Below are 14,363 nucleotides of genomic sequence, written 5' to 3' on the forward strand. Positions count from 1 at the left end.
CGAGGGCAAAGAACTCAGCCGGGGGCCAGCCGGTCCAGGTGGTAGCGGACGGCGGAGAGGGCCTCCTCGGGGTCGCGTAGGCCCAGGAGCAGCTCGGAACCGAGCCCGTCGAGCATGGCGAGCAACGCGACGGACTCGAGCCGGGGGTCCAGCCCGGCGCGCAGTTCGCCGTCCCGCTGTCCCTGGACGATCAGGTCGGTGACCCGCTCGCGCAGCCACCGGTCGCCCTCTCCCAGGTCCTTCATCAGCTCGGGGACGCCTACGGCCAGGGCGGTGAACGCCTGCCCCGCCCGGCGCTCGGCCCGGCGGCGGGCGTCCAGCGGCAGCATCTCGGAGGCCATCGACAGCAGGAACGAGCGCACCGGCGACGCCGACGCCACCGCGGGCGAGCACATCCCCGCCATGATCCGCTCGGTGACGTGCTCGCCCAGGTAGTGCACCACGTAGCGGAGCATCTCGTCCTTGCTCGCGAAGTAGTGCTGCACGGAGCCGAGCGACATGCCCGCCTCGACGGCGACGTCACGCAGCCTGGCGCCGTCGAGCCCGTCGCGGCCGGCGATCCGCACCACCGCCTCCGCGATGTGTCTACGCCGCTCGTCGTGGTCGACCTTTTTCGGCATGGGCCTCCTTTTTTCATACCGGCGTATTATAATACAGCGGTATGGCAAGCGTAGCGTTCTTCGCCCCCATCGGAGCCGGCCACGTCAACCCCACGCTGGGCCTGGCCGCCGAGCTCGTTCAGCGCGGCCACCGCGTCACGTACGCCACCACCGAGGCGAACGCCGAGCGCGTGGCGGAGACCGGCGCCGAGATCATCCCCTGGACCTCGACCTGGGACACGCTCGACCAGGGCGCGGTGCCGCAGATGCACGGCAAAGAGCTGATCAGGGCCATGGGCCTGCTGCTGGAGGAGACCAGGTCGGCGCTGGCCCAGCTCGACGGTGGCGAACGCCCCGACCTGGTCGTGCACGACGGCCCGCTGTGCTGGTGGGGGCGGATCCTGGCCGCCCGCTGGCAGGTCCCCTCCGTCGAGACCTGGCCGAACCTGGTCAGCAACAGGCATTGGTCGATGCAGCGGCAGTACACGACCTTCAATCCCCTGAGTTTCGGCTTCCTGCGCATGGCCATGCGGCTCGGCCGCCTCCTGCGCCAGGAGGGACTCGGCGACGTACAGGCGTTCATGCGGGGAGATCGGGCCGCGATCAGGCTGGTGCTGCTGCCGCGGGCATTCCAGTACGCGGGCGAGACGTTCGGCGACGGCTACGCGTTCGTGGGGCCGGGCCTGACCGAGCGCGCCTACCAGGGCGAGTGGGAGCCCCCCGGCGGCAACCTGCCGGTGGCGCTGGTCTCGCTGGGCACCGCGTACAACGACCGGCCCGACTTCTACCGTACGGTGCTGCGCGGGGCCGAGGGCCGGCCGTGGCATGTCGTGCTGGCCGTCGGCGGCGTGAACCCGGGCGACCTCGGCCCGATCCCGCCCAACGTGGAGGTGCACGGCAACGCGCCGCAGTTGGCCGTGCTCCGTCACGCACGCGCGTTCGTCACCCATGCCGGGATGGGCAGCACGATGGAGAGCCTGCACTTCGGGGTTCCGATGGTGGCGATACCGCAGATGGCCGAGCAGCGCGCCAACGCCGACCGCATCGCCGAGCTGGGCCTGGGCCGGGCGCTGCCGACCGGCGGGCTCACCGGCTCCGCACTGTGGGAGGCGGTGGAGGAGGTGGCCGCCGACCGGCACGTACACGAGCGGCTGAGCTGGATGCGGGACGAACTGGCGGCAGCGGGCGGGTCTCCAGCAGCGGCGGACGAGGTGGAAAAGGCGCTCATGGCCGGCTCGACCGCGAAGAAGCCGAGCAGCTGAGCGAAGTGACCATGCAGACACGGCACCATTCCGCGCCTCCACCGCCATGCCGGCGCTCGGAGCCCCGCGGTTGTAACCGTCTGACGGGCGCTGCCGATGCACCGGGTATGGGCGAGCCACCGATCCCCTCCGACTTCTTCTCGACCGCCGCTCAGGTGATTCCGGTTCGCCCCGGCGGTTGCTCTCGCTGACCACCTGCTCGATGGGTTGCGCAGGTCGGCCGCAGCAGCGCCTACGCCTCGATGCACAACTCGATCCGCTGCGCGACCGGTCGGCGAGCTTCGAGATGGCGACGCAGGCCATCGGCCACGCGCTCACCACCGGCAAGGGCATCGCCGAGTCCGCCGCGCACGTGGGCGGCCGGCTTCGAGCGCGCCGCCGCAGCGTGACCGAGTAAGAGGCCGGGGCCGCGCCGCCGCCCCGGTCGGCGTTCACCTGGTACGTCTGCACCGCGTCGATGTCCGCCTGCACACCCTCGACCAGCTCGGCGGCCTTGTCGGTGGTCGCCAGGTCCGTGCCGACCGGTATCCGCCGCGACAACGAGATCGTGTTCTGGAGGGGTCCAGGAAGTCGGTCCGCAGGCTGTCAGGCGCTGCGGGGTGTCACGCCCTTGACAGGTGATCATGTGGCGACCCATACTCCGTTCGAAACGCCTCGATTTATCCTTGCCAGGCCCTGACTTTTGTTTTTCACGCGCGCAGCACCCCCCAGAACGCAAGGAGCGACATCTCGACATGCATTCAGGAGCGTTAAAACGTCATGCCCGGCGAGGATTTACCGTGGTCCTTGTCGCCATGGTGGCGGTGACGGGCGTCTCCCCGGCCTTCGCCCACTGGAACGGCACCGGCCAGGACATCGCCAGCATCGCCATATACCCGTACAGCTATAACAGCACCTGGCAGACGCCGATGAACAAGGCGCTGTCGAATTGGAACGCGACCGCGAGCCCCGCCAATTTCTACAAGAGTTCGTATTCGGGTTCCACCATCACGGTGAAGTCCTACAGCAACACCTGGTACGGGAACTATCAAAGGTGCGGCGGGAGCTGCATGTACGTCCGGCTGAACGTCCGCACCATCAACCGGGACGCCTCGAACTTCTCCAACTTCGTCACGAGCACGCTTGTTCACGAGTTCGGGCACGCGCTGAATCTCGCGCACAACTCGCTCACGTCGATCATGAACACGAGCCGGAACCGCGACTCGATGACCAAGCCCCAGTCGCACGATGTCGCCGACGTCAACTCCTACTACTAAAGGAGGCCGCCCCGTGCTACGGCGTCTTGGCACGCTCGTCCTCGCTGCGCTGTTCGTGACCGCGTGCTCGGCCCAGGCGGAGCCCGTTCTCTATCGGGCCGACTATCCCCAATACGAAACCGCCGATGCGCTCTTCGACAGGGCGACCCTGGTCGTCGAGGCCCGCATCGTCGGGGAGCCGCGCTATCTCCAGGAAGTGGCGGCGCCGGATCCGGCCGTGACGGATCCGCAGCTGAATCCCGAGGCGGGAGCCCCCGCCGCGGTGGGCGCTGAGCCCGAGGCCCCGCCGATGGTCATCACCGTCTACACCGCCCAGGTGACGAAGGTCTTCAAGGGTGAGGCCCAGGTGGGGCAGTCCGTCGAGGTCAAGGAACTCGGTGGGGTCTTCGAGGGAGTGACCTACGAGGAGGAGCACACCACCCCGCTGAACCAGGACACTGGTTACATCCTGTTCCTGGAGACCTATCCTGACTCGCCCGCGGCGCTGCTCAATCCGATCCAGGCCAAGTATCCGCTGGACTCCGCCAGCAACCCCGAGCCGCTGCCGGAGAACACCATCAAGCTGACGCGGACCGAACTGGAAACGATGTCCTGAGCGGCTTGTAGTCGATCGTGAAGGGCCCGTCTTGCGCGGGTCCTTTCGCGTATTTGTCGACATTGGCCACGGCGGCGGAGAGCTGGCGGGCCGCGGGTCCAGGTTCGGGCCGATGTCGACAAGGGGTCGAAGACCGCACGGAGCCGGGCCATGTTGATGATCACACTGACGGCGGTCGACAGGTTGAACGACTCGGACTTGCCCGCACCCACCATGCCCACTTTTAGACGGCCGCCTCGCATCGGCGTTTTCTGAGGGGAACTCGTTGTTGTGGTACGGCAGGCGGCCGGCAGACCGGCCTGGATGGTGGCATTAGCGAGGTTCAGGTGGGTTTCCGTGGCTTTGCGAATGTCGACCAGGCCGGATTCGGCTTGGTACATGCCGACCGTGTCGTCCGGCACCTTCCACTGCGGCCAGTTTTGCCGCAGGGTCGTGACGTCCAGCTCGTCGTAGGGGGTGCCCGCCGCGTCGAGCGACTGCTGATACAGCGTCGTCGCCGTACCTCGCACGCCCGGCATCGGGGTCTTGTGGTCGGTGGATATGCGGGTGGCGGCGATGCTGGAGACGGCCAGAGCGTGGTGTTGGACGGGGTGATCGTTGCCGGGTGTCATCCCCGGGATCGTACCGGAATTCGGTTCCGCACATCCCTTTCGGAACACCGGTTGTGGAACGACTTCCGGGACGCAAGCTGCGCGTTGACGCCGGAGGTGGCGAAGACCTCAGCGGCCGCGTCGGCCCGTCTGCCTCGGGGGGTGCCTTCCCTGCGGGTTCCTCATGGCATCACTTGACAAACGGATCGTTGTTCCAGATATTAGCAGGAACATCGTTCCGTTTCAGGCCGGCGAACGCCTGAAGCCTTCTGCCGTCCGAAGGAATCGCATCGTGAACGCATCAATCGCCCTCGCTCCGCCCGTTGCCGTGCTGTCGTTCGGCCCGGTGGTGCTGACGGTGCCCGGCCGTCCCGTGGATCTGCAGCTGCGGGTGACGGTCCCCGCGGCGGGGACCGGGCTGCCGGTGATCCTGCTGTCGCACGGGCACGGGCCATCCAACAACCTGTCCTCGTTGAACGGGTACGCGCCGCTGGTGCACCTCTGGGCTGAGCTCGGGTTCGCCGTCATCCAGCCCACGCACCTCAGCTCCCGGACGCTGACCGAAGCGCTCGATGGTCTGCCGGACGGGCCGTTCTTCCTGCGGACGAGGCCGGGGGACATGTCGCACATCCTCGACCGGATGGAGGAGATCGAGGCGGCGGTGCCGGGGCTCGCGGGCCGCCTCGACCGCGACGTGGTCGCGGTGGCCGGGCACTCGCTCGGTGGTTTCAGCGCGAGCCAGCTGCTGGGCGTCCGGCTCGCCGCCGATCCGGATTCCGATCTGCGCGACCCGCGGATCAGGGCGGGGGTCCTGCTGGCCGCGCCCGGCCGGGGCGATGTCCTCAACGGTCCGATGGCCCACCTGCTGGCGGACTTCCGGAGCATCGACTTCTCCACCATGACGACGCCCGCGCTGGTCGTCGCCGGAGACAAGGACGATTCCGCGCACTTCACCGACATGGGCCCGGATTGGCACGCCGACCCCTACACTCTCGCCCCGGCGCCCAAGACCCTGCTCACGCTGTTCGGCGCCGAGCACGGGCTGGGCGGCATCGCCGGGTACGACGCCGCCGAGACCACCGACGAGAACCCCGCGATGGTCACCGCGCTGGCCCGGCTCACTGCGGCTTACCTGCGCAGCGAGCTCTACGGCGACGGATCCTGGCAGGCCGCTCAGGACGAGCTGACGACCGGTCCCGGCGCGGTCGGCCACGTCACCGCCAAGTGAGGCCGGCGGGAGCCCGGACACGCCGGACGGGCGTCAGGGGTGCCGGGCCGTCACGCGGCACGGGAGCGTGACCGCCACAGCAGCCACACGAAGTACGGCGTGCCGACCAGCGCCGTCACCAGGCCTGCCGGCACCTGGGCCGGGGCGATGACCGTCCGCCCGAGGGTGTCGGCAAGGCTGACCAGGAGCGCGCCGAGCAGCGCGGCGACCGGCAGCACGCGGGCGTGGTGGCCGCCGACCAGGGCGCGGGCCGCGTGGGGGGCGACCAGCCCGACGAAGCCGACGACGCCGATGGCGGAGACAGCGGTGGCGGTGAGGAGCACCGCGCCCCCGAGCGCGGCCAGCCGCACCGGCTCCAGCGGCACGCCGAGGATGCGGGGAGAATCCTCGTCCAGGGCCAGCAGGTCCAGGTCGCGGCGGAGCCAGGCGACGAGGGGGACGACGACGAGCAGCGCCAGCACGATGGGGATGAGCTGCACCGGCTCCCGGCCATAGGTGGAGCCCGACAGCCAGGTCAGCGCCTTGGCGGTGTCCCACGGGTCGGATTTCACGATGATCAGCACGGTGATGGCGGTGGACGCGGACTGCACCGCCACGCCGATCAGCACCAGCCGGTCCGAGCTCAGCCCGCCCCGCCACGACAGCCCGTACACCAGGGCGAACGCGACCAGCGCCCCGGCGCCGGCCGCCGCCGACATCGACCAGATCCCGGCCAGCGGGACGAGCGTGAGCAGCCCGATCGCGCCGACGCCGGCGCCCGCGGTGACGCCGAGGACACCCGGTTCGGCGAGCGGGTTGCGGCACACCGCCTGCACCGCGGTGCCCGCCACGGCCAGCGCCGCTCCGGTGAGCACGGCCGCCAGGACGCGCGGGTAGCGCTGGTCGAGCACGTACGTCAACGCCCTGCCGGTGCGGCCCTGCAACCAGTTCGCCAGGTCGCCGGTCAAAAGCCAGGCGTCGCCGCCCAGCATGCCGAGCACGACCGCGCCTGCCAGCAGCGCCGTACAGGCCGTCAGGATGATCCAGAACCCGGGACGGGAGCGTGCCGCGGTGGTCCGGACGGTGGGCGGCTGCCGGGTGGGCCCGGCGTCACGGTAACGGCGGGCCAGCCACACCATCACGACGGCGCCGAACACCGTGGTGACCACGCCCGGCGGCACCTCCACCCCGGCCTGCCCGCCGAGCGTGGCCCGCAGCGCGACGTCGGCGCAGAGCATGATGAGCACGCCGACCAGTGCCGAGAGCGGCAGCAGGACGCGGTGCCTGTGCACGAGCGCCGACGACGGCAGCAGCCGGACGATCACGGGGGCGCAGAGCCCGACGAAGCCGATCGGGCCCGCGACGGTCACCGCGGCCGCCGAGGCCATGACCGCCAGCAGGGTCGTCTGGAGGCGCAGCGATCGCACGTCGAGGCCGAGCACCGTCGCGGCGTCGTCGCCCAGGCCCAGAATGTCCAGCCGGGGCCCGATCAGCATGGCGAGCCCCAGGACCAGTGCGATCACCGGGCCGAGCTGGGAGACCGCGCCGAAGTCGGTGTGCGTGAGCGAGCCGGCGCCCCAGGCGAACAGCCCGGTCGTCTGCTCCTCGAACAGGATCATCAGCAGGTTGGTCAGCGAGCTGAGCGCCAGCGCGGTGGCCGAGCCGGCCAGGATCAGCCGGGTAGTGCTCGTCCTGCCGCCGGCCGACAGCGCCAGCACCAGGGCGGCCGCCGCGAGCCCGCCGAGGAAGGCCAGCCCGCCGGAGATCGGCAGGGGCAGCGTCAGGCCGAACGCCGCGGCGGCGACCACCGCGAGGTAGGCGCCTGAGCTGACGGCCAGCGTGTCGGGCGAGGCCATCGGGTTGCGGGCGACCGACTGGAGCAGTGCCCCGGCCGCGCCGAGCGCGACGCCGACGGCCACGGCCGCCAGTAGCCGGGGCAGGCGGGAGGCGACCAGCACCCGGACCGCCTCCTGGTTCTCGCCGCCGAGCGCCAGCCCGAGCAGGTCGAGCGCGCCGATCGACGAGGTGCCCTGCGTGAGGTGAACCGCCGCGACCACGACGGTGACCGCGAAGGTGATGGTGAAGACCCCGGCGGTCCCCAGCCGCCGCAGCGGGGTGGCGGGAGGAGCCGGGGTCAGGAGCCGGCTGCTCAAGCGGTGTAGGCCTTCACGAGCGCCTCGGCGTACTGCTTGCACGACAGCGGGCCGCCGAAGGTCCAGATGCCGTCGGGAAGCTTGGTGACCTGCTGCTTCTCGACGAAGGGCAGCGACTTCCAGATCGCGTTGGAGGCCAGGCCGTCGGCGAAGACGTCCACGCCGTCGGAGGCGTTGTAGAAGAAGCGGGTCTCGCCGTTCTTCAGCGCGCTCAAGCCCTCGACGTCGGTGGTGCCCAGGCCCCAGACCTTGTCGACCTTGCCGGTCCAGCCGTTGGCCAGGCCCATCTGCTCGGCGACGTCGGAGACCAGCGCGCCCTTGCCGAACAGGCGGACCGAGATCGTGCTGCCCTCTTTCCAGCCGTCGGCCATCACGAACGGCTTGCCGGCGACGCCGGCGGCGGCCAGCTTCTGCTTGCCGTCGGCCAGCGTGGCGTCGAGGTCGGCCAGCAGCTTGTCCGCCTCGGCGGTCTTGCCCACGGCGGTGGCGATCAGCTTGAGGTCCTCGCGCATGCGGTCGAGGTTGCGGGTGGCGTCGCTGCCCTTGAACACGATGACTGGGGCGATCTTCTCCATCTGGCCGGCCAGCTGGACGTCGTCGGTCTCCATGACGATCAGGTCGGGCTGGAGGGCGGCGATCGAGTCGACGCTGGGCTCCTGACGGGTGCCCACGTCCTTGACCGACGGGTCGAGCTTGGCGGCGGAGACCCAGGTGCCGTAGCCCTTGACGTCGGCGACTCCGACCGGCGTGACGCCCAGGCTGACGAGCATCTCGACCTCGCCCCACTCCAGGCCGACGACCTTGGTCGCCGGGCGGTCGAGCGTGACCTGCTTGCCCCGGTTGTCGGTGACGGTGATCGGGCCGGCGGGGGCGGTGGCGGTGCCGCCGGACGGGGCGGCGGGTTCCGCGACCGGGGCCTCGGTCGTGCCGCAGGCGCTCAGGGCCAGCACGGTGATCAGGCCCACGAGGGCACGGCGAAGGAGGGGCATGGCGGTTCCTGTCCTGGTCGTACGGGGTGTTGCGGGGGCTCGGGTGGTTCTTATCGGGGGGACGATGCCCGTGCGGGCAGGCGTTCGGTGTGCCTTCCGGTCGGCCGTGTGCGCACCGCGCCCGACATCGGGTCGTGCGTCACCTCGATGCGGATGCCGTACGCGCGGGTCAGCAGCTCTTCGGTGAGGACCTCGGCGGGCGCGCCCTCGGCACGGACCTGCCCCGCCTGCAGCAGCACCACCTGGTCGGCGATCTCGGCCGCCTGGTCGAGGTCGTGCAGTACGACGCCGACCGCGACGTCGTGCAGGTCGGCCAGGTCGCGAACCAGCTCCAGCAGTTCGACCTGGTAGCGCAGGTCGAGGAAGGTCGTCGGCTCGTCGAGCAGCAGCACGCCGGTGTCCTGTGCCAGGCAGGTGGCCAGCCAGACGCGCTGCAGCTCACCGCCGGACAGCTCGTCCACTGGACGCTCGGCCATGGAGGAGACGCCGGTGAGCTCCATCGCCCTGGCGATCGCGGCGGCGCCGCCGGGGTCGGCTGCCTTCCACCGCCCCCGGTACGGGTGCCGCCCATATCCGACGACGTCGCGTACCCGCACACCATTGGGCGTGGGACGGCTCTGCGCGAGCAGGGTCACGCAGCGGGCGAAGTCGCGCGGTGAGAGGTCCAGCGCGGAGGCGCCGTCGTCCAGCGTCACCGTGCCCGCATCGGGCCGGTGCAGCCGGGCCAGGGCGCGCAGCAGCGTGGACTTGCCGCTGCCGTTCGGCCCGACGAGTGCCGTCACCTGGCCGGGCCGCAGAACGATGCGGCCGTCCTCCACCACGGTCGTCCCGTGGTAGCTCAGCCGCAGGTCCGCCCCGCGCAAAGAGACTGTCTCGGTCACGTATGTTAGGTTAGGCTAACCTTTATTGCTGGTCAATCTGTCCTAAAGGCCGGGGTTTTGACGGTGAGTGAACCTTTGTAGTCAATTCGTGATCAGAGCGCCAGGGGGGGGCTGCTGCGAAGACGAACCGATCGTGGTCGGCCTTCACGCACCCGCAGGCGCTCCCCGAGTCGCCAGTCGTAGGCGACCCGTCTGCTCGCCGAGCGCGTCGAGACCGTCGCCACCTGACTGACCGGTGACGACGCCGGACAACCCCTCCTGAACCGCTACGCCGCCGCCGCGCCGGCGGAGGCCGGGGAGGCGCTCGCCACACTCGACATCACCGTGCAGGGGCCCGTCGCGGTCGTGGCCGGCTCCCACCGGCTCGCGATGGGCATCGGCTACCGCCTGTGGTCAGGCTGATGACCGCATTGCTGAACGACGGGGGAAGTCGCCCAGAAGGCGTCCGCCTTCTGCTGTCGCCATGGCGAACGTAACGAACACAGGTGGAATCATTGTGCTGGTCGAGGAGGCAGCGAGTGCTGAACGAGTTGAGGAAGACGCAGGTTGGTCGGGCGGCGTTACGTCCCAGACTGGTGGCGGCCGGCTGGGACTATCTGGTGATCGTCGTCTGGCTGGCCCTGCTGGCCGTGGTGTTCGTCCCGCTGTACCTCGCGGGAGTGCGGCCGTTCGATGGGCTCGGCACGGTGAGCATTGATCTGCTGATCACTGTGCTGAGCGTGCTGCCTGCCGGAGCGTATCTGACCATCGGCGAGGCAGGGCGGCACCAGGCCACGTGGGGCAAGCGACGAGCGGGGCTTGTTGTGGCCACTACGAGGGGGAAGCGGCCCGGTGCGGTACGGATCGTAGTGCGCAATGCCGTGAAGCTGCTCCCGTGGCAGTGCGCTCATATGGCGGTGTCTCGGCTGGCAGGCGGCCGCGAAGTAATCACCGCCATGCCCCTTCTGATTGCCGCGTACGCTTTGGCCGGGGTCTCGATCGCGCTACTGCTGGTGCGCCGCGACAGGGCCGCTTTGCACGACGTTGTGGCGGCCACTCGAGTCGTACAGTCACCGTAGTCCTCCGTGCCATGTGCCAGCACTGAGGACTATTGATCGAAAATCCCTACCGAAACACAGGCATCAAAGCCTCAAACCCTCACAAAACGCCCTCCGGGCCGGCCCTGTCGCCAGCCTTGTCCGGGGCAGCTCCAGAACGTTCTCGACGGTGACACGGCGGAAGCCTTGGCCAAGGTGATCGGAGCCGATCTCGTATCGATCGGCCCACCGCAGATGCGTGACGTGCCCGTTCGCCGGATGGTAAGGGCCCGCAATCGTTCGCTCGGCGGATCGGCTACGAGGTGGGACACCGTGTCCAAGACGACGTCCGCTACCTGGGCCATCTGTTCGTGGCCGATCGCGCATCTTTCGCTGGTCCTCGACGTGTCCGATCAGCGCCACACGATCAGAGTCGACCGCATCGCCCGTGCGCCGTACCTCGGCCCGCCGGTGACGCGGGTCCGATTCCTCAACGTCCAGCCTCAGGACTTCGGAGGTCCGCGCGGACTCGGTCTACGTCCCGGGTGACAGGACGTCGGCCTGGGGGAAGTCCACGGAGCGGGAGACGTTCTCGTGGGCCTGGATCTCGGTGAGCATGGATTCCAGCTCGCCGATGACCGCTTCGTATCCGGCGTCCCCGAGCACGAGGCGGCGGGGCGGGTTGTCCCGATTGATCGCGGCCACGACGGCACGCGCGCCCTGGAGGGGGTCTCCGGGCTGGTTGCCGTTCTGCTCGATCATGGCCGCGCGGATGCCCTCCAGCATCGGCCGGTAATCCTCAATGCTTTCCTGCAGCGGCTCGTCGGCGAACCCGGCGTAGGCGCGGGTGCGGAAGGCTCCCGGCTGCACGGCCAGCACCTTGACGCCCAGCGGTGCGACCTCCTGGCGCAGGACGTCGGTCATGCCCTCGACGGCGTGCTTGGCCGCGGTGTAGTGACCGAAGCCGAGCACCCCTCTCAGGCCGGCGACGGATGAGATGTTGATGATCCAGCCGTTGCGCCGGGCGCGCATGCCGGGCAGGACGGCGCGAGTGACCGCCAGGACGGCGAAGAAGTTCAGCTCGAACACGTGCCGGACAGCTGCGTCGTCCATGCCCTCCACCGAGCCGTACCAGCCGCGTCCGGCGTTGTTGACCAGGACGTCGATGCCGCCGAAGTGCGCCTCTGCGGCGGTGACGGCCTGGTGGACCTGCCGGGTGTCGGTGACGTCGAGTCCAAGCGCCAGCACCCTGTCGCCGTACGGCTCGGCCCAGGCGCGCAGTTCGTCAGGCCTGCGGGCGGTCAGGGCGACGCGGTCGCCGGACTCCAGGGCCGCGTCGGCGAAGGCCATGCCGAATCCGCCGGGCGTGCCTCCCGTGATGAACCAGGTCCTGTTCATGGTTCGATGACCAGTCGGCGGATGAGACCGGCGCGCAGGGTAAAACGGAAGCGCAGGTCCACGACGCCCCCGGGGAAGTCACCGGCCAGGTGCTGGGTGACGGTGTAGTCGCCTTCGCCGGACTGCTCGGCGGCGATCGGCGTGATCGTATATGTGTAGGCTCCGGCCGAACGGTTCATCCATGCGGCGATGGCGGTGGTTCCGGTATGGGTGTGGCCTTCGTCGACCACTGCGGCATCGGCGGCGAACAGGCCGAGCTGGGCCGCGATATCGGCGTCGCGGTGGGCGGCGAGGTAGGCGGTGATGGTGCCGGGCAGCGCGTCGAAGGCGATTGCCTGGTTTTGAGGCATGGCATGTCCTCGCAGGTCAATGGTGGGGTCGCACAGGCACACTAGTGACTGCTAAAATGAAACTGACTTACTTCGATAATAGCAGCGACCGAAGGAGGGTTGTCCATGCCGGTCCGGCCCAGGCAAGAAGACCGCGAGTGCCCGCTGTCCGCCACGATCGAGCACATCGGTGAGTGGTGGACCCTGTTGCTCCTGCACGACGCCTTCGACGGCTATACCCGCTTCGACCAGTTCCAGGAGAACCTGCGTATCTCCTCCAGCATGCTCACGAGCCGGCTCAAGACCCTGGTCGCGGATGGTCTCTTGGAGCGCCGCCCCTACCAGACGAACCCGGTGCGCCACGAGTACGTGCTGACCGAGCTGGGCCATTCGCTGCGCCCGGTCATCGTCGCGATGGCCGCCTGGAGCAACGCCCGCCTGGCACCCGCGCAACGCAGCATGATCCTGGTCGACGCGGCCACCGGAGAGGAAGCGGAGCCCGTCGTGATCGACGCCAAGACCGGCCGCCGCCTGGACGACAGCCGCGCGTACGTCTTCACCGCCGGCCCGGCCGCCAGCCCCGCCATGCGCGCCCGCTACACCCCGCCGCGAGGGGAAACACAGCTTTGAGGAACGGAGCTTCAGCGCCAGTTGTGTGGTGCGCGTTTCAGGGTGTAGACCGCCTCGGGCAGGTCGTCCCGGACGCGGATCATCCAGCGGGCGAGATCGGTGGTGAGGGCGGCGCGGATCCCGGCGAGCGCGGGATCGTCGTACCGGTTGTCCAGCTCCGCGGGGTCGGCGTCCAGGTCGTAGAGCTCGCCGGCGCCGCGCTCGTCCAGGAGCAGCTTCCACTGCTCGCGCCGGAGCATCACCGTCGTGCCGGCCTGGGTGACGGTGTTGAGCTCGTCGAAGGTGCGGCCTTCGTACGGAAAGTGCAACGAGGGGCGCTCGTCGACGTCGTAGGACAGCCCGCCGAACCCGCGTTCGCCGTACGCGCTGGCGAATTCCCCCGCCGGATACGGTGCCCCGGTGAGCAGGGGCCACAGGCTGCGGCCCTGGACGCCGGCCGGAATGCCGACGTCGAGTGCATCGCAGATCGTCGGGAACAGGTCGGCGAGCGAGACGAAATCCGCGCGATCGGCCATCGGCCCCACACCCGGTCCGGCCACGGCGAACGGGATGCGCATCAGGCTCTCGGACATGCCCGCGCCCTTGCGCTGCAGCCCGTAGTCGCCGACGTAGTCGCCGTGGTCGGCGACGAAGAACACCAGCGGGTCCCGCTCACCCACGTGCGCGAAGAACCGGCGCAGTTGGTCGTCGATGAGCCGGAGCATCCCGCAGTAGTTGGCGCGGTATCGCCGCCACTCGGCGTCGTAGCCGGGCCGTTTCTCCTCGATCAGCCGGCGCAGCCAGGTGTACGTGCCGCCCTTGCGCTCGGCGCCCTCGGGCCCGGCCAGCCGCTCGGGCACCTGGTCCGGGTCGAAGAGGCTGAAGTACGGCTCCGGGACCTGGTAGGGGTTGTGCGGTTCAGGGAACGACAGCCAGGTGAAGAACGGCCGGTCGGCAGGCGTCCGGTCGATCGCGCTGATCGCCGCGTCGACGATCCGGTACGGGAACTGGCACTCCAGCGGAAACGGCGTCGGCTCATGGCTGACCGAGTGGTCGAGCGAGCTCAGCCACTGCTCGAAAAGCGTCTGGTCAGGCGTCGCCGCCGGGCCGCGATCGTGCCAGTACGGCGCGGCGAACGTGTCGAAGTCGGCGGCTTTGCGGTGGAAGTGCGTCTTGCCCGCCAGGTGCAGCGCGTACCCGGCCTCACGCAGCACGTCCACCAGGTCGGCTCCGCGTAGCACGTGCTCCGCGGCGCTGTTCTGCCGTACCCGGTGCGCGGACGGGTACCGTCCGGTGAGCAGGCTGATCCGGGCGGGCACGCACAGCGGGGACGTGGTGTACGCGCGCCGGAACCGGACGCCGGTGCTCATCAACTCGTCGAGGAAAGGCATGGTGTCCAGGGGGAAGCCGCTCGCGGCCGTCCAGCCGGCCCGCTGCTGATCGGTCATGATCAGCACGATGTTCGGTCGGTTCACGGGT

At 69.6% G+C, this 14,363-nt stretch carries 14 protein-coding genes; 6 read left to right on the plus strand and 8 right to left on the minus strand.

The features are described 5' to 3' along the window. Positions 1-14: 14 nt before the first annotated feature. A complete protein-coding gene (locus ACIBQ1_RS03615) occupies positions 15-620 on the minus strand; it encodes a TetR/AcrR family transcriptional regulator (protein WP_397274380.1) in 606 nt (201 codons plus the stop codon). A 41-nt stretch (positions 621-661) separates the two neighbouring features. Here ACIBQ1_RS03615 and ACIBQ1_RS03620 point away from each other — a divergent pair, with 41 nt between their 5' ends. The 3 genes from ACIBQ1_RS03620 to ACIBQ1_RS03630 all read left to right on the plus strand — a co-directional run bounded on the left by ACIBQ1_RS03620 (position 662) and on the right by ACIBQ1_RS03630 (position 3,117). Beyond that, positions 662-1,861: a macrolide family glycosyltransferase gene (locus ACIBQ1_RS03620; protein ID WP_397274381.1), complete on the plus strand. Its 1,200-nt coding sequence runs from the start codon at positions 662-664 to the stop codon at positions 1,859-1,861. A gap of 202 nt (positions 1,862-2,063) precedes the next feature. Then, positions 2,064-2,258 carry a hypothetical protein gene (locus ACIBQ1_RS03625; RefSeq protein WP_397274382.1) on the plus strand — a complete coding sequence of 65 codons (195 nt, stop codon included), beginning with the start codon at positions 2,064-2,066 and terminating at the stop codon, positions 2,256-2,258. A 382-nt stretch (positions 2,259-2,640) separates the two neighbouring features. Continuing rightward, the gene (locus ACIBQ1_RS03630) at positions 2,641-3,117 is read left to right on the plus strand and encodes a hypothetical protein (protein ID WP_397274384.1); all 477 of its coding nucleotides are present in this window, start codon (positions 2,641-2,643) and stop codon (positions 3,115-3,117) included. A 462-nt stretch (positions 3,118-3,579) separates the two neighbouring features. Here the strand turns inward: ACIBQ1_RS03630 and ACIBQ1_RS03635 are convergent, their stop codons facing one another. Next, positions 3,580-4,323, minus strand: coding sequence for a hypothetical protein (locus tag ACIBQ1_RS03635; protein WP_397274385.1), 744 nt, complete (start codon positions 4,321-4,323; stop codon positions 3,580-3,582). Positions 4,324-4,594: 271 nt separating this feature from the next. Between ACIBQ1_RS03635 and ACIBQ1_RS03640 the strand changes: the two genes are divergently transcribed. Beyond that, positions 4,595-5,530: an alpha/beta hydrolase family protein gene (locus ACIBQ1_RS03640; protein WP_397274386.1), complete on the plus strand. Its 936-nt coding sequence runs from the start codon at positions 4,595-4,597 to the stop codon at positions 5,528-5,530. Between the two features lie 50 nt (positions 5,531-5,580). Here the strand turns inward: ACIBQ1_RS03640 and ACIBQ1_RS03645 are convergent, their stop codons facing one another. From ACIBQ1_RS03645 to ACIBQ1_RS03655, 3 genes are read right to left on the minus strand one after another with little or no spacing between them, the layout of a single operon-like run. Further along, complete coding sequence (locus ACIBQ1_RS03645) at positions 5,581-7,662, minus strand: iron ABC transporter permease (RefSeq protein WP_397274387.1); 2,082 nt, start codon at positions 7,660-7,662, stop codon at positions 5,581-5,583. Continuing rightward, on the minus strand, positions 7,659-8,651 hold the full coding sequence (locus ACIBQ1_RS03650) for an ABC transporter substrate-binding protein (protein ID WP_397274388.1): 993 nt from the start codon (positions 8,649-8,651) through the stop codon (positions 7,659-7,661). Before ACIBQ1_RS03650 ends, ACIBQ1_RS03645 begins: the two co-directional genes overlap by 4 nt. Positions 8,652-8,701: 50 nt before the next feature. Further along, positions 8,702-9,532: an ABC transporter ATP-binding protein gene (locus ACIBQ1_RS03655; protein ID WP_397274389.1), complete on the minus strand. Its 831-nt coding sequence runs from the start codon at positions 9,530-9,532 to the stop codon at positions 8,702-8,704. 518 nt (positions 9,533-10,050) lie between these two features. Between ACIBQ1_RS03655 and ACIBQ1_RS03660 the strand changes: the two genes are divergently transcribed. Then, positions 10,051-10,590 (plus strand): RDD family protein, encoded by a 540-nt coding sequence (locus ACIBQ1_RS03660; protein ID WP_397274390.1) that lies wholly within the window; start codon positions 10,051-10,053, stop codon positions 10,588-10,590. 492 nt (positions 10,591-11,082) lie between these two features. Here the strand turns inward: ACIBQ1_RS03660 and ACIBQ1_RS03665 are convergent, their stop codons facing one another. Further along, entirely contained in the window at positions 11,083-11,946 is an 864-nt protein-coding gene (locus ACIBQ1_RS03665) for an oxidoreductase (protein ID WP_397274391.1), read from the minus strand. After that, a complete protein-coding gene (locus ACIBQ1_RS03670) occupies positions 11,943-12,296 on the minus strand; it encodes a nuclear transport factor 2 family protein (protein ID WP_397274392.1) in 354 nt (117 codons plus the stop codon). The genes ACIBQ1_RS03665 and ACIBQ1_RS03670 overlap by 4 nt, the downstream gene beginning before the upstream one ends. 105 nt (positions 12,297-12,401) lie before the next feature. Between ACIBQ1_RS03670 and ACIBQ1_RS03675 the strand changes: the two genes are divergently transcribed. Then, positions 12,402-12,905: a winged helix-turn-helix transcriptional regulator gene (locus tag ACIBQ1_RS03675; RefSeq protein ID WP_397274393.1), complete on the plus strand. Its 504-nt coding sequence runs from the start codon at positions 12,402-12,404 to the stop codon at positions 12,903-12,905. An 11-nt stretch (positions 12,906-12,916) separates the two neighbouring features. On the opposite strand, the gene ACIBQ1_RS03680 is transcribed toward ACIBQ1_RS03675, so the two are convergent. Next, entirely contained in the window at positions 12,917-14,359 is a 1,443-nt protein-coding gene (locus tag ACIBQ1_RS03680) for a sulfatase-like hydrolase/transferase (protein ID WP_397274395.1), read from the minus strand. Positions 14,360-14,363 lie beyond the last annotated feature (4 nt).

This window comes from Nonomuraea sp. NPDC050153 (genome assembly GCF_044460125.1).
Classification (GTDB): domain Bacteria; phylum Actinomycetota; class Actinomycetes; order Streptosporangiales; family Streptosporangiaceae; genus Nonomuraea.